This window comes from Actinoallomurus sp. NBC_01490 (assembly GCF_036227085.1).
Taxonomy (GTDB): Bacteria; Actinomycetota; Actinomycetes; order Streptosporangiales; family Streptosporangiaceae; genus Actinoallomurus; species Actinoallomurus oryzae.
The window spans coordinates 10,864,629-10,883,361 of record NZ_CP109433.1; the positions used below are offsets into that span (position 1 = coordinate 10,864,629).

General features: G+C 72.4%; 16 protein-coding genes, 9 tRNA genes and 1 pseudogene. 5 read left to right on the forward strand and 21 right to left on the reverse strand.

Features of this window, described 5'->3' with window-relative positions:
- Window positions 1-109 precede the first annotated feature (109 nt).
- On the reverse strand, window positions 110-1,498 hold the full coding sequence (dacB, locus tag OG417_RS50055; RefSeq protein WP_329245638.1) for a D-alanyl-D-alanine carboxypeptidase/D-alanyl-D-alanine endopeptidase: 1,389 nt from the start codon (window positions 1,496-1,498) through the stop codon (window positions 110-112).
- A 105-nt stretch (window positions 1,499-1,603) separates the two neighbouring features.
- On the opposite strand from dacB, the gene OG417_RS50060 reads away from it, so the two are divergent.
- Window positions 1,604-2,092 carry an inorganic diphosphatase gene (locus tag OG417_RS50060; RefSeq protein WP_329245641.1) on the forward strand — a complete coding sequence of 163 codons (489 nt, stop codon included), beginning with the start codon at window positions 1,604-1,606 and terminating at the stop codon, window positions 2,090-2,092.
- A gap of 4 nt (window positions 2,093-2,096) precedes the next feature.
- Here OG417_RS50060 and OG417_RS50065 read toward each other — a convergent pair whose 3' ends face one another.
- From OG417_RS50065 to OG417_RS50090, 6 genes are all read right to left on the reverse strand, one after another.
- Window positions 2,097-3,323: a C40 family peptidase gene (locus OG417_RS50065; protein ID WP_329245644.1), complete on the reverse strand. Its 1,227-nt coding sequence runs from the start codon at window positions 3,321-3,323 to the stop codon at window positions 2,097-2,099.
- Between the two features lie 103 nt (window positions 3,324-3,426).
- A complete protein-coding gene (locus tag OG417_RS50070) occupies window positions 3,427-4,080 on the reverse strand; it encodes a hypothetical protein (protein WP_329245647.1) in 654 nt (217 codons plus the stop codon).
- 14 nt (window positions 4,081-4,094) lie between these two features.
- Window positions 4,095-5,780, reverse strand: a complete 1,686-nt coding sequence (locus OG417_RS50075; RefSeq protein WP_329245650.1) for an RNA polymerase sigma factor — start codon at window positions 5,778-5,780, stop codon at window positions 4,095-4,097.
- 281 nt (window positions 5,781-6,061) lie between these two features.
- On the reverse strand, window positions 6,062-7,117 hold the full coding sequence (locus OG417_RS50080) for a saccharopine dehydrogenase family protein (protein WP_329245655.1): 1,056 nt from the start codon (window positions 7,115-7,117) through the stop codon (window positions 6,062-6,064).
- Window positions 7,118-7,228: 111 nt separating this feature from the next.
- Window positions 7,229-7,987 carry a nuclease-related domain-containing protein gene (locus OG417_RS50085; RefSeq protein WP_329245658.1) on the reverse strand — a complete coding sequence of 253 codons (759 nt, stop codon included), beginning with the start codon at window positions 7,985-7,987 and terminating at the stop codon, window positions 7,229-7,231.
- Between the two features lie 126 nt (window positions 7,988-8,113).
- Complete coding sequence (locus OG417_RS50090) at window positions 8,114-9,169, reverse strand: quinone-dependent dihydroorotate dehydrogenase (RefSeq protein ID WP_329245661.1); 1,056 nt, start codon at window positions 9,167-9,169, stop codon at window positions 8,114-8,116.
- Window positions 9,170-9,237: 68 nt separating this feature from the next.
- On the opposite strand from OG417_RS50090, the gene OG417_RS50095 reads away from it, so the two are divergent.
- Window positions 9,238-10,122, forward strand: a complete 885-nt coding sequence (locus tag OG417_RS50095) for an aminotransferase class IV family protein (protein WP_329245664.1) — start codon at window positions 9,238-9,240, stop codon at window positions 10,120-10,122.
- Window positions 10,123-10,354: 232 nt separating this feature from the next.
- Here the strand turns inward: OG417_RS50095 and OG417_RS50100 are convergent, their stop codons facing one another.
- Complete coding sequence (locus tag OG417_RS50100) at window positions 10,355-10,696, reverse strand: YciI family protein (RefSeq protein ID WP_329245666.1); 342 nt, start codon at window positions 10,694-10,696, stop codon at window positions 10,355-10,357.
- A gap of 191 nt (window positions 10,697-10,887) precedes the next feature.
- Here OG417_RS50100 and OG417_RS50105 point away from each other — a divergent pair, with 191 nt between their 5' ends.
- Both OG417_RS50105 and OG417_RS50110 read left to right on the forward strand, forming a co-directional pair.
- Complete coding sequence (locus tag OG417_RS50105; RefSeq protein ID WP_329245669.1) at window positions 10,888-11,340, forward strand: MarR family winged helix-turn-helix transcriptional regulator; 453 nt, start codon at window positions 10,888-10,890, stop codon at window positions 11,338-11,340.
- A gap of 173 nt (window positions 11,341-11,513) precedes the next feature.
- Window positions 11,514-12,908 (forward strand): serine hydrolase, encoded by a 1,395-nt coding sequence (locus OG417_RS50110; RefSeq protein WP_329245672.1) that lies wholly within the window; start codon window positions 11,514-11,516, stop codon window positions 12,906-12,908.
- Window positions 12,909-12,972: 64 nt separating this feature from the next.
- Here OG417_RS50110 and OG417_RS50115 read toward each other — a convergent pair whose 3' ends face one another.
- Window positions 12,973-13,578: an NAD(P)-dependent oxidoreductase gene (locus tag OG417_RS50115; RefSeq protein ID WP_329245675.1), complete on the reverse strand. Its 606-nt coding sequence runs from the start codon at window positions 13,576-13,578 to the stop codon at window positions 12,973-12,975.
- An 87-nt stretch (window positions 13,579-13,665) separates the two neighbouring features.
- Here OG417_RS50115 and OG417_RS50120 point away from each other — a divergent pair, with 87 nt between their 5' ends.
- Window positions 13,666-14,031, forward strand: coding sequence for a winged helix-turn-helix transcriptional regulator (locus OG417_RS50120; RefSeq protein WP_329245678.1), 366 nt, complete (start codon window positions 13,666-13,668; stop codon window positions 14,029-14,031).
- A gap of 14 nt (window positions 14,032-14,045) precedes the next feature.
- On the opposite strand, the gene OG417_RS50125 is transcribed toward OG417_RS50120, so the two are convergent.
- The 12 genes and pseudogenes from OG417_RS50125 to OG417_RS50180 form a co-directional block, all read right to left on the reverse strand.
- On the reverse strand, window positions 14,046-15,272 hold the full coding sequence (locus OG417_RS50125; RefSeq protein WP_329245680.1) for a cytochrome P450 family protein: 1,227 nt from the start codon (window positions 15,270-15,272) through the stop codon (window positions 14,046-14,048).
- A 97-nt stretch (window positions 15,273-15,369) separates the two neighbouring features.
- Window positions 15,370-15,443 (reverse strand): annotated as a pseudogene (locus OG417_RS50130).
- 31 nt (window positions 15,444-15,474) lie between these two features.
- A tRNA-Asp gene (locus OG417_RS50135) sits at window positions 15,475-15,550 on the reverse strand.
- 46 nt (window positions 15,551-15,596) lie between these two features.
- Window positions 15,597-15,671 (reverse strand) — tRNA-Glu (locus OG417_RS50140).
- A gap of 5 nt (window positions 15,672-15,676) precedes the next feature.
- Window positions 15,677-15,751, reverse strand: a tRNA-Glu gene (locus OG417_RS50145).
- 128 nt (window positions 15,752-15,879) lie between these two features.
- A tRNA-Ser gene (locus tag OG417_RS50150) sits at window positions 15,880-15,968 on the reverse strand.
- A 4-nt stretch (window positions 15,969-15,972) separates the two neighbouring features.
- Window positions 15,973-16,045, reverse strand: a tRNA-Lys gene (locus OG417_RS50155).
- A 5-nt stretch (window positions 16,046-16,050) separates the two neighbouring features.
- Window positions 16,051-16,125, reverse strand: a tRNA-Pro gene (locus tag OG417_RS50160).
- Between the two features lie 25 nt (window positions 16,126-16,150).
- Window positions 16,151-16,222 (reverse strand) — tRNA-Gly (locus tag OG417_RS50165).
- Between the two features lie 28 nt (window positions 16,223-16,250).
- Window positions 16,251-16,324, reverse strand: a tRNA-Pro gene (locus tag OG417_RS50170).
- 30 nt (window positions 16,325-16,354) lie between these two features.
- A tRNA-Ala gene (locus OG417_RS50175) sits at window positions 16,355-16,426 on the reverse strand.
- A 351-nt stretch (window positions 16,427-16,777) separates the two neighbouring features.
- Entirely contained in the window at window positions 16,778-18,703 is a 1,926-nt protein-coding gene (locus tag OG417_RS50180) for an AfsR/SARP family transcriptional regulator (RefSeq protein WP_329245683.1), read from the reverse strand.
- Window positions 18,704-18,733 lie beyond the last annotated feature (30 nt).

Sequence of the window (18,733 nt, forward strand, 5' to 3'; positions counted from 1 at the left end):
CTCCGGCCGGGCTCTCCACCTACGGTACGTCCCCGTTCGCCCGGGGAGCATGCCTTCACATGCTCCAACGCCCGGAGATACCCGATGAACTCCCGTCGAGCGTCGCTGATCAGCGGCATCCGCAGCCGGCCAGCGTGCCGGCGAGCGTGTCGAGAGCCGATATCGCCGCCGCCGGGGACTGCACCCGGTTGGCCATGAACGCGAACGCCAGCAGCCGCCCGTCCGCGTCCTCGACGACTCCGGCGAGGGTGTTGACGCCGTCGAGGGTGCCCGTCTTGGCCCGTACGACGCCCCTTCCGGCGGAGGCCGTCCCCATGTCGAACCGGTCGTCGAGCGTGCCGGAGAACCCGGCGACGGGCATTCCGGACAGGACGGTGTGGAGTTCGGGATGGTCGGGGGAAGCGGCCAGGGCGAGCACCTTGGCCAGCGCGGACGGCGTGATCCGGTTGTCGTGCGACAGCCCGCTGCCGTCGAAGATCTCCACGCCCCCGCTGACACCGAGCCGGGCGAGCACCTCGCGCGTCGCCGCGGCACCGCCCGCGAACGTCGGCTGCTTGTGGAGGTTCATCGCCACCAGCCGGGCCATCGCCTCGGCGATGTCGTCGTCGCTGTGGGTGAGCAGCTGCTCGACCAGCACCGAGACCGGCGGTGACTGCACGGCGCCGAGCCGGCGGGCTCCCTTGGGCGCCGTCGTACGCGACCCGACATGAGCCGTCACGCCACGGCTCGTGAGCATCTGCGCGAACCTCTGCGCGGCGGCCGACGGCGGGTCCTGGACGCGGGGGGTGTACTGGGGTCCCGGCGTGATGCGGCCCGCGTCGAGCTCGAGCGCGGTCACCGGGGCCACGTCGCCCTCCGGGGAGAAGTAGAGCTGCTTCCAGCCCGGGGCCATCGTGCTGCCCTGGTACGCCGAGGTGTCATAGTCGACCGTCACATGCGTCGTGCCCGCGGCCTTCAGCGCCTTGGCGGTCTGTTTCGCCAGGTCGGCGAGTGACGCGTACTTGGGGTAGGCGTTCTTCCGGCTGACGGCGGTCAGCGTGGGATCGCCGCCGCCGACGAGGATGACGCCCCGGCTGCTCTGGACGACGCTGGTGGTGAGCCGGAGGTCCGGGCCGGCCGAGGCGAGCACGGCCACCGCGGTGACCAGCTTGGTCGTCGAGGCGGGCACCGCGGGTTGTTCGGCGTTGCTGCTGTAGAGGGAACGGCCGGTCACGGCGTCGATGACGACGCCCGTCAGGTTCTGGCCGAGCCCGGCGCCCTGCATCGGGCCGGCCAGGCGCGCCGTCAGCGCGTTCGGCGAGGGCAGCGGGGCGGTCGCCGCGGCGGGTGCCAGGGCGGGTGCGCCGGCGAGCATGATCTCGCGGTCGGCGACGGTTGGCGGCCGGAGCGCGAGGGAACGATCTGGTGTGAGCTTCACCACTGCGAGAGCGGCGGTGACGAGGAAGACGTTCAGCAGCGCCAGTGTGATCATGGCCACGGCGCGCTCGGGCCTCCGCACCTAAATGCCCCTCTCCAACAGTGGCACTAGTGACGTGCGACATCCTTAGACAGGCCAACATCCAACCAGAACCGCCTCGGCCCGCCCCGGGGAGCGGAGGACATTGTGCAATTCGACGTCACTATCGAGATCCCTAAGGGTCAACGCAACAAGTACGAGATGGACCACGAAACCGGGCGAATCCGCCTAGACCGGATGCTTTTCACCTCCACGCAGTACCCGGCGGACTACGGGTTCATCGACAACACGCTCGGCGAGGACGGCGACCCGCTCGACGCCCTCGTTCTCCTGCAGGAACCCACGTTTCCGGGGTGCCTGATCCGGTGCCGTACGGTCGGGATGTTCCGCATGACGGACGAGGCGGGCGGCGACGACAAGGTCCTGTGCGTGCCGGCCACCGATCCGCGCATGGAGCACCTGCGTGATATTCATCACGTTCCGGAGTTCGAACGGCTGGAGATCCAGCACTTCTTCGAGGTCTACAAGGACCTGGAGCCCGGCAAGTCGGTCGAGGGCGCCAGCTGGGCCGGCCGCTCGGACGCCGAGGCCGAGATCGAGCGTTCCTTCAAGCGCGCCGCCCAGTTGAGTCACTGATCCTCTACCGCGGGCCTGCCGGACGGGTGGCGCCCGCGTAGTCGGGGCGGAACGCGTTCGAGATCCTCACGCGTGCCCCGGTGAAGGGCGCCTCGACCATCTGGCCTCCCCCGATGTAGATGCCGACGTGGTGGATCGTCTTGGGGTCGGCCGGGTTGTGGGCGAAGAAGACCAGGTCGCCGGGGCGCAGCTGGTCACGCGTCGGATGCGGGCCCGCGTTGTACTGGGCCGTCGCGTAGTGCGTGAGCGGCACCCCGGCGCGGGCCCAGGCGTAGGTCACCAGTCCCGAGCAGTCGAAGCCGACGGTGTGCGCGCCCTGGGCGATCCCCAGCGTGGGCCCGGACGCGTTCCCGCCGCCCCACGAATAGGGCGTGCCGAGCCATCGCAGCGCCGCGCGGGCCGCCACGGCGCCGAGCGACGATCCGCGTACGGCCCGGGCGGCCTCACGGGCATTCCGCGGCACGGCCTGCGCCGCGCTCTTGCCGACGGCGCGGGCGCGCTGGAGTTCGGCGGCGCGGGTCCGCGCCCGCTTGAGCGCGGCGACCAGGCCGTCCTTCTGCCGCTGGATGCGCCGCACGCTCGACCGCTGCCGCGCCACGGCGGCCGTCGCGGCCTGGCGCGCGGCGGCCGTGGCCCGGGTGGCTCCGCGCTGGGCGTCGAGCGCCCGGCGCGACTGCTTCTCGAACAGGTCGGCGATGGTGTGCGTGGCCTCCTCCCGCTGGACGGCGAAGTGCTGCCGGTTGGCGAGGAACTGCATGAAGGCGGCGCGTTCGAGGAAGCCCTGCGGCCCGCCGCGCCCGCCGAGCACGGCCGCGGCCGAGGGGATGCTGTCGTCGGTGCGGTAGGCCTTCGAGGCGAACACCGCCAGGTCTCGGCGCGCCTGGGCGAGCCGCTCGCGGGCCCGGGCGGTACGGGCCAGCGCGGCCTGGTAGTCGCGGTCGGCCTGTTCGAGCCGGGCGCGCGCGCCGTTGAAGCGCTCGACGGCGAGCTCGGCCTGGTCGTTCATGTCGTCGAGTGCGGCGTTGGCCGTGGCCAGCTCGGCGTTGATGCGGCCGACGTCGGCGGCCCGGTCGTGCACCTGCTTCCGGCTGCGGGCGAGGTCGCGCGCGCTCGGCGACGGGTCGGCGGACGAGGGGTCGGCGAGCAGCGCCGAGATGGTCAGCGTGGTCAGGGACAGGGCGCCGAGCCGTCGCAGCCGCCGTCGCCGTCGCCGTCGCGTGAAGCCTGCCAAGGTGGATCCCCCCGATGTTCGCCCGCGCCACGGAGCGGGTGTCGCACACGAAGGGTTACCACTGGTGACGCAATGGAAACACCAGCACCACTGATATCTCCCGTCACTCGCCTCCCAGCAGCCGGTTGATCCAGGGGCGGGTGACCGATTTCGGCGGGAACGGGCCACGCGGATAGGTGACGACCGGGACTTCTCCGCCGTAGCGGGCCTGGAGCTCGGCCGCCCGGCACCAGTCGGCGGGCGTACGGGTGGCGGCCCACGCCGCCGCGAGCGCCTGGCGCACCTCGGGAACGCGCTGCCAGAGCTGCGTCAGCGTCATGGTGGTGTGCGCGGCGGCGTATCCGTCGTCGGGATAGGCGCGGCTGGCGAAGAACGGCGCGGTCACCCGGCTGCCGTGCGCGGAGGACAGCGCCCAGGTGAAGTTGGCGATCACCAGGTCGCGTACGGGCGGGGCGAGGCGCTCGGCGGCGCCGTACATGCGCCGCTGGCGGTGACCGGTGAGCCGGGTGGTGGTGAGGAGCCAGCCGGCCTCGTCGCCGGCGTCTCCGGGCGCGCCGCCGTCCGCGAGCCAGGACAGCACGGTGAGCCCCCGCGCGGCCTGCAGGCGGCACAGCTCGATCACCTCCTGGCACATCCGGTCGCCGGGTTCGTTCCACTGCGGCCAGGGCACCCGCTGGATGCGTCCGACCAGGTCGGCCAGCTCGGGCTCGACGAACCTCGGCGTCACCAGCGCGCCGCGCGGGGTGTCGGCACGCACCGTGTAGGCCTCCATCAGCCGGCCGAGCCGGAGGACGGATCCGCGGGCGGATCGGAGTGGGGAGGGTCGGCCGGCGCCGTCGCGGCGGGCGGTGACTCGGGCGGCGGCGCCTGGGGTGGGGCCGCCGTCGGCTCGGGCCGGCTCGGCGGAGGCTGCGGGCTCTGGGGCCGGCTCGGTGAGGACGGCGCGGGCTCGCTCGGCGCGGGCTCGCTCGGCTCAGGCTCGCTCGGCTCAGACGGGCTGGGCGGAGGGTCCGTCGGGACGGGGACCGGTGTGGGCGTCGACGGCGGCGGGTACGGCTGACGGCCGCCCCACACGATCTGGACCTGGTGGCCGCCCGGCCAGAACGTGACGACCGTCGAGCCGGAGCCGGCGGCCGGGGCGCGTACGGTGACGAGCTGCGCGACGCCGCACCGCAGGGTGCCCGCCGCGGGGCTGAGGCGCGCCGGCCAACCCCCGGACACCTGCCAGTCGAGACTGCCGGTCGAACAGCTCAGCACGATCACGCCCGCCCCGCCTGCCGGGAGCGTCAGCCGGCCGGGCCGTACGTCGAGGTCTTCGGGGGCCGGGGCCCACAGGTAGTCCTTGGGCGGCGCGGCGCCCAGCGCGGCGGGACCGGCCGGGTCGGGCAGGGCCAGGGGTAGCGCCGCCGACACCGGCCGGGCACCGCCGGGCCGGCTCGGCGGAGCGGGGCTCGGCCGCGGCGACCGTGCGCCGGGCGGTCCGGCGATGACGCCGTTCGAACCGTGGAGGGTGTCGTCGCCGAGGTAGCCGCACACGGTGACCGTCGTGACGGCGGCGATCAGCGCCCCGACCGCGGCGGTGAGCGCCCGCGGCCAGCCGCGCGAGGCGTCCTCCGAGGCGCGCCGCAGGGCGGCGGCCGGGCCTGTGCCGTGCTGCTGGGGGAAGCCCTGCGCCCCGAAGCGCGACACGCGTGCCGCCGCGAACAGCCGGTAGCCGGCCAGCTCGGGGTCGGTGAAACAGTTCATGAGCCGGCCGCGCAGCGTGGGCGGCAGCGGCGCGTGGGGCAGCAGGGCGTAGACCTTGCGCGGCGCGATGTTCTCCGGCAGGTGCCGGGCGCACCGCGGGCATTCGAGCGAGTGGCGGACGAGCGCCTCGCGCAGATCGTCGTCGATCTCGTCCTTGCGGGGGCGCAGGAGCGCCGAGCGCTGCGAGCAGCTCTCCAGGCCGTCGTGGGCGAGGATCTCCGCGATGAGCGCGGCCTCCAGCAGCACGGCGGCCTGGCCCAGCAGCTCGCCGACCTCCTTGGTGCGCCGCCCGACGACGAGCGCGATGTCGGAGTCGGTCAGGCCGTGCCGGTGCCGCAGGTCGAGGAGCTCGCGGCTCAGCGACGGCAGCCCGGTGACGGCGCGCCACGCCATCAGCCGCAGGTCCACGTCGTCCTGGTCGTGCCGGGCCACCGGGAGGTCGGGCTGGACCGGGCCGGCCGGCCGCCGCCGCCGGCACTCGATCCGCGCGAGCGCGTAGAGCCACGGGCCGAACCGCGCGGGACTGCGCAACCGGCCGATGTGCGCCTCGGCGCACATGAGGGTGTCGCGGAACGCCACCTGCGCGGCGTCGCTGTTGCGCAGCTGGAACCAGCAGTATCCGTAGAGGCGTTCGGCGTAGTCGTCGTAGACGGCACCCATGGCGATGGGGTCACGTGATCGCAGCGCCTCGACCAATAGCCGGTCTTCCATGGCGCTGAAGTTAAAACCTTTTACGCCGCATCTTCAACACTTTCCCGAAGAGCCATAGAAGTTTATTCGGATCGCCACCCGAAACTGCCTGTAAATTGCACTTATTTATAGTGGCAAGCCATCGTTTATCGGTCTATGACGGTTTTGCCCCGCCTGGGCGCGGTCCGTACAGACAAGGGGGAAAGACGCCAGCGACCAGGACGGACGCCCCTCAGGCGCCGCACGGCGGCGAGCCGATCACCTCGGCGGCGAGCTCCGCGGCAGGCCCGGGAGGGCGGCGGTCAGCCGGTGACCCGCGCGATTCCCGCCATCGCACAGCCCGCTTCGAGTTCGGCAAGACCGAAAGCGGCGACCGGCCCCATAGCTCCCGTTTCCACCATTCCCCTTGAGGCCTGACAAGCGGCCCAAGAAAGGGCACCGGCCGTGAACTCGTAGGGATCACCGCCGGAAAGGTGCACATCCGTGAGCAACGATCCCTCGCTGTCATAGGCGACCGCGACGATGCGCGACGTGAGCGTGCTCTTCCCGCTCCGGCGCCGCGCCAGGCGCGCCAGCGTGGCGAGGGCGGCCCGCGCGCCGAACGCTCCGATCCGCCCTCGCGCGGCCAGCCTCGTGGCGCGGCCGAACCAGCCCAGATAGACGTTGACCTCGTACAACGCCGGGTAGGACGCGGGCAGCGCGAAGTGCTCGGAGGCGCCGATCGACAGGCCGACCCGCGACCGGCCCCCCACCTGGAACTCACGCACCCGCGGGCGGCGTTCCTCGTGGATCCGCCCGCGGAAGGTGTACATCCGGGCGGTGGCCACGCCGGCGACCGACTGCAGGCTCGACGCTGTCAGACCACGCCACAGGTCGCCGCCGCCGACGAAGTACCCGATGTCGACGCGGAACCCGTCGTCGCCGACGCGGTCGAGGGCCAGGCCCGCGGCGAGGTTGCCCGGGACGTAGTCGTAGCCGAACGCGGTGATCAGCGCCGACCGCGTCGCGCGAGGCCCGTAGGACTCGAAGACCTCACGGATGAAGGGCGGCTCACCGGTGGAGTCGAGGTAGTGCGCGCCCGCGTCGACCGCGGCCTCCACGGCGGCGTGCCCGTACCGCAGGAACGGTCCGACCGTCGTGACCAGGACGTCGTCGCGTTCGACCAAGGCTCGTACGGACCGCGGCTCCTCGGCGTCGGCGTAGGCGATCTCCAGGCCGCCGAGCTCGTCCGCGAGCTCGGCCAGGGCCGTGCGGTTCCGCCCGGCGAGGACCGGGCGCGCGCCCTGGGCGACGAGCGCTCTGGCGGTCAGGGCGCCGGTGTAGCCGGTGGCACCGAAGACGACGATGCGGCCCGCCATGCCCCTTCTCCCCAGCTACGCGAGTCGTTCCTGTTGTGCCGAGAGACCGCCGGGAACCCCATGCGCCACTCGCGACGGGCGCGGGTCCCCGGCAGTATCTGAGCGTACTCATCAGTCACGAAGCGTGCTGGTTTTTCCCCACACATCGATCATCGGGGGAAGTATCCGTTCCGCCGCCGCGGCGATCGCCGTCACCTGGGCCGTGGTGTACACGGCCGGCCGGCGTTCGACGAAGCGGCGGGTCCGCCCGGCCCGCTGCACCGTCACGCCGTCGAACACGAAACCCGTGTGCGGCGGCCGCGCGCCGTGCACGGCGACGACCGCGTGCACGTCGACCCGGTGCCCGAGGTCCTCCGACAGCCGCTCGGCGACCGTACGCGCCGCGTCTCTCGCCGTCACGAGCAGCCGCGTCATCGGCCGCGGCCCGACCCACAGCCGCTCGTCCACCGCGCGCAGCCGGGTGAGGACCGGCCAGCGCCGCGAGACGATCGCGTACACGCCGGTCAGGCCGATGACGAGGTGGTCGAGGTTCGCGTGGGCAACCGTGGGCAGGGCCCGGTCGTGCAGGACGTGGAAGTAGGCCGGGTCCAGCCGCGCCAGCCGTCGTCCGGTGCGCCGCTCGGCCGCCGCGCCGCGCCGCCAGCGGGTCACCGGGTCCGGCTTGACCCGCAGGTAGAAGGAGTGCAGGAGGAGAGCCGCGAGGGCGGCGGCCACACCGGTCAGCCAGTCGAAGACGCCGGCCGTCATGGAGCCCGCGACGCCCGCCAGCACGAGGCGCGCGAGGACCCGCTCCTGCCGGTACTCCGCCCGCAGGCGCCGGTATCGGGCGTGCGCCGACGCACCGGCAACCGAAGCACCTCGTCCAGGCACCGCTCCTCCTCAGAGGAAAGAGTGATGTCCCGCCGACCAGGGGTTCAAGACACTTGACGAGTTGTCGACCGAGTCATGGGCGAGGGTCGCCCTCCGGAGCCGCCCGCCCTCCCGCGCGGCGCCTCGCTACGGACGGGGACTCTGAGGCAAGGCCTCGGCGCGGAGCCGCGCGGCGAGGTCACGGTTGATCCGGCGGGGCCACGACGGCCCGCCGTAGATCAGGCCCGTGTAGGCCTGGACGAGGGTCGCTCCGGCCTGGAGGCGTTCCCAGGCGTCGTCGGCGGTCTCGATGCCGCCGACCGAGATCAGCACCATCCGGTCGCCGGTGCGCTCGCGCAGGCGCCGCAGCACCTCCAGCGAGCGCGCCCGGAGCGGCGCGCCCGACAGCCCGCCCGTCTCGTCGGCGTGCGCGTCGGTCAGGTCCGTACGGGAGATCGTGGTGTTGGTCGCGATGATGCCGTCGAGACCGAGGTCGAGGGCCAGGTCGGCGACGGCGTCGACGTCGGCGTCCGCGAGGTCGGGCGCGATCTTCACCAGCAGCGGCACGTGCCGGGGGGTGGCCCGGCGCGCGGCCTGGCGCACCTGCTCCAAGAGCGGCCGCAGATGCTCGACGGCCTGGAGGTTCCGCAGGCCGGGGGTGTTGGGCGAGCTGACGTTGACGACGAGGTAGTCGGCGAGCGCGGCCAGCCGCTCGGTGCTCTCGACGTAGTCGGCGACGGCCTCGGCCTCCGGGACGACCTTGGTCTTGCCGATGTTGACCCCGACGACGGCCCGGCGCCGGCCCTTGAGCCGGTCCGCGGCGGCCCGCGCGCCGTCGTTGTTGAAGCCCATCCGGTTGATCAGCGCCCGGTCCTTGGGCAGGCGGAACAGGCGCGGGCGGGGGTTGCCGGGCTGCGCCCGCGCCGTGACCGTACCGATCTCCACGAAACCGAACCCGAACGCGCCCAGCGCCTCGTACGCCTCGGCGTCCTTGTCGAACCCGGCGGCCAGGCCGAGCGGGCTGGGGAAGTCCAGCCCGAGCGCGCGGACGCGCAGCGCGGGGTCGCGCGGACCGTACCGGCGGCGGACCAGCGCGAGCGCGAAGGGCACGGTGGCGAGGAGGCGCAGGCCGCGAAAGCTCAGCCGATGGACGGCCTCGGCGGGCAGTCGGCGCAGGATGAGGGCGAAGATCAGTCGGTACATCGGCCCTGATTCTCGCAAGACCCGCTCTGTCGTGCCGCCACCGGCCCGTCGTCTGCCAGAGGACGGAGATGCTTCAGAGCCCGGAGTGGGACGACTACTTCGACGAGATACACGGCCGGCCGGTCATCGATCTCCCCTTCTGGCGCGGCGGGTGCCCGGAGGTGGCGCCCGCTACCGTGGAGGTCGTGCGGATCGAGATCGACGGTCATCCCGCGACAGCGGCCGAGCTGAGCCACTTCGCGCTCGTGAACTACGGGCACTTCACCGCGATGCAGGTCCGTGAGGGCAGGACGCGCGGGCTGGATCTCCACCTGGCCCGGCTCGACGCGGCGCAGCGGGAGCTGTTCGGCGGCGGGCTGGATCCCGCGCTGGTGCGCTCGCGCATCCGCCACGCTCTCGGTGAGACCCGGGACGCGTCCGTACGGGTCACCGGGTTCTGGCCCGAGGGGGCCGCCGAGCCGTCCCTCCTGGTCTCCGTGCGTCCGCCGGCCGACACTCCGCGTTCGCCGCAGAGCCTGCGGACCGCGCCGTACCAGCGTCCCGTCGCGCACGTGAAGCACCTCGGGGGGTTCGGGCAGCGCTACTACGGACACCTCGCGCGGAGTGCGGGCTTCGACGACGCCCTGCTCGTCGGCCCGGGCGGGGTCGTCTCCGAGGGGGCGATCACCAATCTGGGCTGCTATGACGGCACGTCGGTGGTGTGGCCCGACGCGCCGGCCCTCGACGGCATCACCATGCTGCTGCTCGAACGCGCCCTGCCCGGCGAGGGCGTGCCGTCGCGGCGCGGCCCGGTGCACGTGGCCGACCTGCCGTCGTACACCTCGGTGTTCGTCACCAACACCCACGGGGTGGCCGCGGTCGACCGCGTGGACGACGTGCGGCTGCCGGTGAGCGAGGGGTTCATGAAGACGCTGATGCGGACGTACGAGGCCGTGCCGTGGGACCTGATCTGACCGGCGCCGCCAACGTCGAAGACCCCGCCAGGAACCTGACGGGGTCTTCGACGTTGGTGTACCGGTGCGCGGGTCGCCTCACGGCGAAAGGCACAACACGGCTCCAGCCGAACGGTATTCCGTGAAGGCGATGGTTAGGCCCGGGGGACACCAGACGCACCGGCCACGTCGAGTGTAACAAGAGGGGCGGATGCGTTTGTTCCCGTCCGCGACCCGGTTTTTCCGCTGTCCGTCAGATGACCTGGCGGACCTCCATCGCGAACAGCTTGGCGTCCGGCCAGCGCGCCGCGATGTCGAGGGCGCGTTCCTCGCTCGTGACGTCGACCAGCAGGTAGCCGGCGAACTGCTCCTTGGCCTCGATGAACGGCCCGTCGGTGATCGCCGGGACGCCGTCGCGCACGCGTACGGTCCTGGTGGCGGCCGGCTCGGCCAGCGCCTCGGTGCCGAGCAGCTCGCCGGACTCGGTGAGCTCCTTGATGATCGCGTCCACCTCGCCGAACAGCTCCGTGCGCTCGGCCTCGGAGAGGTCCTCCAGGAACCGCGGGCGGTTGTAGATCATGATCATGTACTTCATGGGTCTTCGCTCCTCGCTGGTCTCGTGACGGCCTCCCTCGGCCGCCTCTCACCGATCAGTCGGAGCGGAGTGCGGGTCCTCGACATGCTTCCCGAGACTCTTTCCGCTCGTGTTCCTCCCACCGTACGGCGCGGGCGCCGCGCCGATCCGATCGCCCGCAGAGGGTTGTCGTGACAACTAGGCTGGGTCGCGTGGACCCGCTCAGCCCCGACGAGCTCCAGGTGTGGCAGGCGTGCAAGACCCTGGGCCACCACGTCACGCGCCGCGTCGGCGCGGAGCTGACCGCCGTCACCGGTCTGTCGGGCTCGGAGTACGGCCTCCTGTCCCGGCTCGAGGAGCTGGGCGAGGGCCGGCTCGGGCAGCAGGCGCTGGCCGACGCGCTGGGCTGGGCGAAGAGCCGCATGTCCCACCAGCTGACGCGGATGGCCGCGCGAGGCATCGTCCACCGGGAGAAGGGGCCGACCGGCGTGGTCGTCGTGCTCACCCCGGACGGCCGTGACCTGCTGGCGCGGGCGCGGCCCGTGCACGCCGCCGCCGTACGCGAGTACCTCATCGACCGGCTCGGCGAGCCGGAGCGCGCCATGCTCGTACGGATCGCCGGCCGCCTCACCGGCGCCGTCGGCGAGGGCGAGCCGGCCGGATAAGGGACGCCGGCTCCGGACGGCCGGCACGGCGCGCGACATCGTCGGCCCTGCGCAATTCTCGCATTGTCCCTGCTCTCCGCGCCTCGTTCGGCATTTACCACGCTCGAAGCCTTTACCCCGGCTAAGGTCGCATTGTGAAAATCAGGGGAATAGGTACTCGCGCTTTCGTCGGCATGGCCGCGGCGACGGCATTGCTGGGTACGCTCGTCGAGCCGGCGCAGGCCGCCGGACAACCGGACCGCTCCGGGGGCGGCATCGCCCAGAAGTTGCAGCAGGCCATGGACCAGCTGCACTTCGAGCAGGTCCTCGATCTGGCGCCGCCGACGGCGTCGGCGCAGGCCCGCGCCATGACGGCGCAGTCGGTGGACAAGGACGCGGCCACACCCGCGCAGCGCGCGAAGCGTTTCGCCGCACTCGCGACGGACCCGCAGCCGATCGTCCAGCAGCCGCAGATCGACACGACCGTCATCGAACTCGACTCACATGGTCGGCCGGTTTCCTCCGGAACCGTGCTGATGAGCCCGCAGTATCCGCACGGAATCGTCGTGCCGATGGACGCGAATTACCACACCGACGCCGTTCGCTGGCGTCAATGGGATGACGCCGGTTGGTACACCAATCACGCCCAGGGCACCATCGACATCGTCCCGGGCCGGGAAAACGCTCCACTCGACTTCATGGAGCCCTATCCCGCGTCCGTGCTGAAGCTGATGGTCGTCTTCGGCGTGCTCCGGCTCGTCGACCAGGGCACGGTCAAGCTCGACGACACCTACGCCTACCAGCCGACGACGATCAGCTCGCTCTGCGGTGACGCCACGAGCGACACGGTCCGCGACTACATCGACGCCTCGATCACCTGGTCGTCCAACGCCGCGTCGTGCGCGCTGGTCAAGCTGCTCTGGGATCACAATGCGGTCGACGGGCTCAACCAGACGTTCCAGGACCTGGGCCTGGAGACGATGCAGCTGAAGGAGACCAACCCGGAGAACGGCGGGCACTGGTCCAACCCGGTGACCATGACCTCGCTGGACACCGCCAAGCTCCTCATGATCATCAATGGGGCGCCGGGGCGGCTGTGGACCACGCCGAACGGGACGCCGGTCACCGCCGACGCCCTGAGCCCGTCCTCGCGGCAGTTCTTCAAGAGCGAGTTGCTCCAGCAGGGGTACAACGACGTGCTGTCGACCACGAGCTGGTGCGGCGCGGACTACCCAGCGCCGGGCATCCCCCAGCTCACCGCCTCGCGGTGGATCGCGGCCGACGGCACGACCACGGTCGGCGGCGACGCGTACGGCCGTGACGTACGGCCGTGCAACCTGGCCGCCCAGGTGACGTACGGCCACAAGACCGGTCTGGTGGGCAACTCGGCCTCGGACGCGGGCATCGTGAAGGCGCTGCCCGGCAGGGGAGGCCGGACCTACATCATCGCGATGTTCTCCAACCTCGGTGACCAGTACCAGGACCCGAACCGTCCGCCGACGGCCCCGGGCGCGCACCCGGTGGCCTACACCGAGAAGTTCGCCCAGCTCGGCAAGATCATCGACCAGTTCGAGGCGGCGCGTCACTGACGCTGTCGCGGACACGCCACGCCGGCCCGGCGGCCTCGTGCCGCCGGGCCGGCGTGCGTCTTCCTCAGTACGCGAAGGTGATGCGGCGGCGGATCGCCTCACCCTTCTCCAGCTCGGTCACGAGCCCGTCCGCGTAGTCCTCCGCGCTGATCCGGCTCCGGCCCTCGGCGTCGGTGAGCAGCGTGTCACCGCCCCGGCGGTGGTTCCCCGTACGCTCGCCGGGCGCGATCTCGGCCGCCGGGGACACATAGGTCCAGTCGAGGTCTCCGGCCTCCGCACGCATCAGGTCCAGCAGCGCGGCCTGCGCCAGCGCCCCGTCCTTCCAGGCGGGAGGGAAGTCGGGGCCGTCCACGAGCCGCACGCCGGGCGCGACCTCCAGACTGCCCGCTCCCCCGACGACGACCAGCCGGCGTACGCCCGCGGTGCGCAGCGCCTCGAACACCGCGCGCCCGGTGCCGAGCATCCCGTCCTCGCCGGGCGTGACCGCGAGCACGACCGCGTCGTGGCCCGCGGCGAGCGCGGCGATCGCCGGAGCGTCATCGGCGTCACCGACCGTGGTGCCGTCGGCACCGCTGCGCGTGACGCCGGTGACCGTGTGCCCCCGCCCACGCGCCTCGGCGGCGATCCGGCTCCCGATCATGCCGGTGGCACCGATCAGCAGAATCCTCATGACGTCGCCCTTCCCTGGATGTTCTCCCGTCAGGAACGCGACGGTATCCACTGGATATCGGTTACTTCAAAGTGCTATTGATACCTAATGGATACCATCGAGCGGGGAGACGCCTTCGACCCGAACTGCCCCACGCGGCTGGTGCTCGACCGCATCGGCGACCGGTGGACCGTGCTGGTCGTGATCGCCCTGCGCGACGGGCCACGGCGGTTCACCGAGCTGCGCCGGACGGCCGGCGGCGTGACCCCGAAGGTCCTCACCCAGACCCTGCGCGCGATGGAGCGCGACGGCCTCGTCACCCGCGAGGTGTTCGCCGAGGTCCCGCCGCGCGTGGAGTACACCCTGACCCCGCTCGGCATGTCACTGCAGACGCCGATCCGGGCCATCATCGACTGGGCCGAGGCGAACGTCGGCAAGGTCATGGCCGCCCGCGAGGCCTCTCACCTGGCCTGAGCAGGCGGGAGGGCTCACAGGCGTACCGGAAGGGCGCGCACGCTGTTGCCCACGAAACTGGAGCGATAGGGAAGATCCGTGCCGGCCACGTCGAGGTGCGGGAAGCGGGTGAACAGCCGCTCCAGCGCGATCGTGGCCTCCATGCGGGCCAGCGGGGCGCCGAGGCAGAAGTGCGCGCCGTGTCCCAGGGAGAGATGCCGCACGGCGTCCGGGCGGCGGGGCCGGGTCACGTCGAAGCGATCGGCGTCCGGGCCGTGCGCGGCCGGGTCGCGGCCCGCGGCCGAATAGCCCGCCAGGACGGGAGTGCCCTGGGGAATCACCGTGCCGTCGACCGTCAGGTCGCGGACCGGGTAGCGGAAGGGGAAGAAGCTGACGGGCGCGTCCCAGCGCAGGGTCTCCTCGACCGCGTCGGACCAGCCCGCCTCGCCGCTCGTGACCAGGTCGAGCTGGTCTCGGTGGGCGCACAGGGCGCGGACCGCGTTGGCGATCAGGGCCAGCGTGGTCTCGTGCCCGGCGACGACCATCAGGAGCAGGGTGCCGATGAGCTCTTCCTGGCTGAGCCGGTCGCCGTCCTCGTCGCGCGTGGCGATCAGCGCGCTGGTGAGGTCGTCGCCGGGTCGCTCCGCGCGGGCGGCGGCGACCGCGCCCAGGAGGGCCGCCATCTCCCGGTTGGCGGTCATGACCTCCTCCGGGCCGGCGTCCGTGGCCACCACCCGGTCGGACAGGCGGTGCAGCGTGTCGCGGTACTCGTCGTCGATCCCGAGCAGCTCGCCGATGACCCCGATCGGCAGCGGCAGCGCGAAGTGGTGGATCAGGTCGACGACGCCGTCTTCGGCGGCGCGCTCGAGACCGTCGAGCAGGCCGGCCGTCATCGCCTCGACCCGCGGACGCAGCAGCTCCACCCGCCGGGCCGTGAACGCCTTGCTCACCAGCGAGCGCAGCCGCCGATGGTCGGCGCCGTCGGCCGTGGTCATGCCCCGTACCGTGGCGAAGGTCCGTAGCGGCCAGCCGGCGTCGATGCGGCCGTCGCGCAGCGCGGTGAAGTGCCGGGCGTCCTTGGCGACGTCGGCCCGGGAGAGGAAGTCCTTCAGCGCCTCGTGCCCCAGCACCGCCATGCCCTCGACCTGCCCGGGAAGCAGCACCGGGGCGACGGGACCGTGCGCGAGCAGCCGGGCGTTGTCGGCGTGCGGGCTGCCGCCGGCCGGGTTCAGCCGGTACGGCGGGACAGATGAGCTGCTCATCATGCTCTCCTCGGCGCGACCAGGATCCCGTGACCCGCTGCCGTCGAGGCTACTCGCGATGAACGGCTCCACAGCGGAGAACATCGGACCCTTCCGGAGACGCGGCCGGGAGTCGAACCCGGAGACCGGTCGGTGTTGCAAGCCGCCGCCCGCACCCGCGAGAACCGCGCCCTGGGTACGCCGGAGCCCCTGCGGCCCGGCGTGGCGGTCGTGACGGGACTCGAACCCGCGGTCCCCTGCGTGACAGGCAGGTGAGCACTCCACTGCTCCGCACGACCCTGTTGTTCCATCGCGACGTTCTTTCAACGCGACGTTCTTCCAACGCAGCGCAGACGGGACTCGAACCCGCAAACACCGGAGTGAAGGTCCGGCGGCTGTACCCGATTTGCCTACTGCGCCCAGCGCACCCCGTGCGGGAATCGAACCCGCGATCTCCGGATTGAGAGTCCGGCGTCTTCACCTGCGTCGACCAACGGGGCAGGAAACACGGCCCGGCGAATACCGGCCGTGCGGCGGAAGGCCGGGGACTCGAACCCCGAGGCGGCGTTTCCACCGCCGACGCCCTTTCCGGGAGCGCTCCTCGTCCAGCCGGACGCCTTCCTCAAAGCGGAGAGGGTGGGATTCGAACCCACGGAGGCACAATGTCCTCACACCCTTAGCAGGAGTGCCCGATAAGCCTGGCTCTGGCACCTCTCCTCAGTACGCCGTCAGAGACTCGAACTCTGTTAACCCGGGGTAAGAGCCCGGTGCATCACCCGTTATGCTTACGGCGCTCACGTCGGGACGGCTGGATTCGAACCAACGACCTCCCGGCTCCCAGCCGGGCGCGCACTCCAAACTGCGCCACATCCCGTCCGGCCGCGTCGCCGCGGCCGCGGAACCGTACTCGGGACTCGAACCCGATCCCCCTGCTTGGAAGGCAGGTGCCTCACCCGTTCGGCTTGTACGGCAGGCCATCGCGTGTGTCATCGCGATGCGTCGGAACGGCAGGATTCGAACCTGCGACCTCCGCCTCCCGGGGGCGGCGCCCTACCAAGCTGGGCTACGTTCCGTCGAATGTCGCCGCGACGGGCGGCGACTCGTGGACCAACCGGGATTCGAACCCAGGAACTCCTCGGTGCAAGCGAGGCATGATTCCGTTTCACCATCGGCCCAAGTGCTCGTGAGCGGTGTCTCACGAGCCGATGTTCTCCGCTGTGGAGTTGTCAATATCCGTGCCCGCATGAGGGCATGAAGAGATAAGAAAAGACCGCTGGGGACGTCTCCTCCGGCGGCCTCTGAATCAGGACTGAACGTCGCTATCCAGAGGTCCGTTCGGGCTCGTCCGCATCACTCGGAGAAGCACACGGACACTCGGCCGCCTTGGCGCCGGGTTCGTACGTCATCGCGTGCTCCTTTCTCCGTCCGTGCTTTCTGGTCTCTATCGTAAGGAATCATCTCGGCGAGGCAACCTTATTTTTCGCGAGGCATTGATGAGACGCCGTACGCCCCGGCCGGGTTCCCTCTCAGCCGCGCAGCGCGGCGGAGATCGCGTCGAGCCGCCGGTCGACCGGACCGGCGGTGAACAGGCCCGTGCCGGCGCCCGCGAGTTCGCCCGCGGCCGGCCGGAGCCGTAGGTAGGTCCGCTCCAGCACCACCCGGTCGCCGAGGTCGAGCGCGGCCTCGGCCTCCAGGCAGCACAGCGCCTCGTACGTCAGGTCCGCGGGGGGTTCCTCCAGCGCGCGCAGTGCCGCACGCGCGTCGGCGCGGCGTCCCGACCGCAGCAGGGCGAGGGGCTCGACCCACGGCCGGTACGGTCCCCAGTCCGCGTCGGGGTCGACCTCGGCTTCCGGGCCGAGCCGCAGGCACAGCAGCGCCAGCGGCAGCAGCCCCTGCTCGACGCCGGGCATCCCCGCGCCCTCCAGGCGTACGGCGGCGGCGCGGTAGGCGTCCTCGGCCGACGCCCGGCCCTCGGCGGCCAGCCGCAGCGCCGCGTACCACTGCGTGAACACGCCGACGAGGGGCAGCTCGTGCCGCGCGGCCAGGCGGTCCACGGCGGCCGCGTGCTCATCGGCCGTCGCGAAGTCGGCGAGCGCGGCGCGTGCCTGGATCCGGATCAGATGCCCGAGCACCTCGTAGGTCACCAGTCCGTGCCGCGCGGCCAGTCCGACCAGCTCGACGCCGATCGCGTCCCTGCTGCGGGCGAGCCCCGCCCGCGTACAGGACTGCATGAACGTGCCGTTGAGCGCGAACGCCAGCAGCGCCGGGTCGTCCAGGCGGCGGGCGAGTGCCTCCGCCTCGCGCGCGGCCTCCGGTCCCCGCGGGGAGCGGGTGCCGCGCATCTCCAGCGCGACGGTGGCCAGCAGGCGGGCACGCGCCGCCGGCGCGTCCGCGGGCAGGGCGGCGAGCGCACGCTCGGCCGCCGCGACGATCTCCGCCGCCTGCCGTGGGTCGTCGCTGCGCGTCCAGATCGCCGGGACGTCGTACGCGCCGATCACCCGTGCGGTGAGTACCGGGTCGCCGAACTCCTCGGCCGCGGCGATCGCCGCCATGCGGTGCGTCCGGGCCGCCTCCAGGCCGCCGCCCCCGGTCACCGCGAGGTTCCGCATCAGCCCGACCGTGGACTCGATCCGGGCGCGGGCGCCCGCGGCGACCGTACGGTCATAGGCGGCGGTCGCGTCCGTCCACAGCCGGGCCGCCGCGGTCACCGGCGTGTCCAGGCGCCGATCCTGGGTGAGGATGTCCGCCTCCAGGCGGCGCAGGCCGGGCCCCGGATCCAGCCCGAGCGCGTCGGCCAGGGTCTCCCGCGCGCGGCGCAGCACCGCGAGGGCGTCCGCCTGGCGGCCGGTCCGGTACAGGGCGAGGGCGAGCAGCCGCCACCCCTCCTCGCGCCACGGGTGTTCGGCCACGTGCGCGTCCAGGTCGGGCACGGCCTCGCCGGCGGCGCCGAGGGCGAGCCGCGCCTCCGCCTGGCGTTCGACCGCGTGCAGCCGCAGCTCCGTCAGCCGGGTCCGCTCCGCCCGCGCCCAGTCCTGGTCGGCGAACTCCGCGTACGCGGGCCCGCGCCACCATCCGAGCGCCTCGGTCAGCCGGGTGAGGGTCTCCTCCGGCGCTCGCTTGGCGGCGACGGCCCGCTCGAAGCGCCAGGCGTCCACGTCATCGGCCCGCAACGCGTACCCGGGCCCCTCGGTGACCAGCAGCCGGGCGGGCGCGCGAGGCGGTCGCCCCGGCTCCAGCGCGCGGCGCAGCGCCCCGACGAAGGTCCGTACGGCGCTCACCGCACCGTCGGGCGGATCGATCCACAGGTCGTCGACCAGGCGGGAGACCGGGACGACGCGGCGGCGAGCGATGATCAGCCGGGCCAGCACCGCGCGGTGCCGCGGCCCCTTCAGGTCGACCGCGGCCCCGTCGGCGTCCCACGCCTCCACCGGCCCCAGCACCCCGAACCGCACCCGCCCGTCCCCTCTTCCGTCACGTTCTCC

Coding starts and splice junctions, on each gene's coding strand:
- OG417_RS50075 (WP_329245650.1), bottom strand. CDS start 5,780: ATGGAAGACCGGCTATTGGTCGAGGCGCTGCGATCACGTGACCCCATC.
- OG417_RS50080 (WP_329245655.1), bottom strand. CDS start 7,117: ATGGCGGGCCGCATCGTCGTCTTCGGTGCCACCGGCTACACCGGCGCC.
- OG417_RS50090 (WP_329245661.1), bottom strand. CDS start 9,169: ATGTACCGACTGATCTTCGCCCTCATCCTGCGCCGACTGCCCGCCGAG.
- OG417_RS50095 (WP_329245664.1), top strand. CDS start 9,238: ATGCTTCAGAGCCCGGAGTGGGACGACTACTTCGACGAGATACACGGC.
- OG417_RS50100 (WP_329245666.1), bottom strand. CDS start 10,696: ATGAAGTACATGATCATGATCTACAACCGCCCGCGGTTCCTGGAGGAC.
- OG417_RS50110 (WP_329245672.1), top strand. CDS start 11,514: ATGGCCGCGGCGACGGCATTGCTGGGTACGCTCGTCGAGCCGGCGCAG.
- OG417_RS50115 (WP_329245675.1), bottom strand. CDS start 13,578: ATGAGGATTCTGCTGATCGGTGCCACCGGCATGATCGGGAGCCGGATC.
- OG417_RS50120 (WP_329245678.1), top strand. CDS start 13,666: ATGGATACCATCGAGCGGGGAGACGCCTTCGACCCGAACTGCCCCACG.
- OG417_RS50125 (WP_329245680.1), bottom strand. CDS start 15,272: ATGAGCAGCTCATCTGTCCCGCCGTACCGGCTGAACCCGGCCGGCGGC.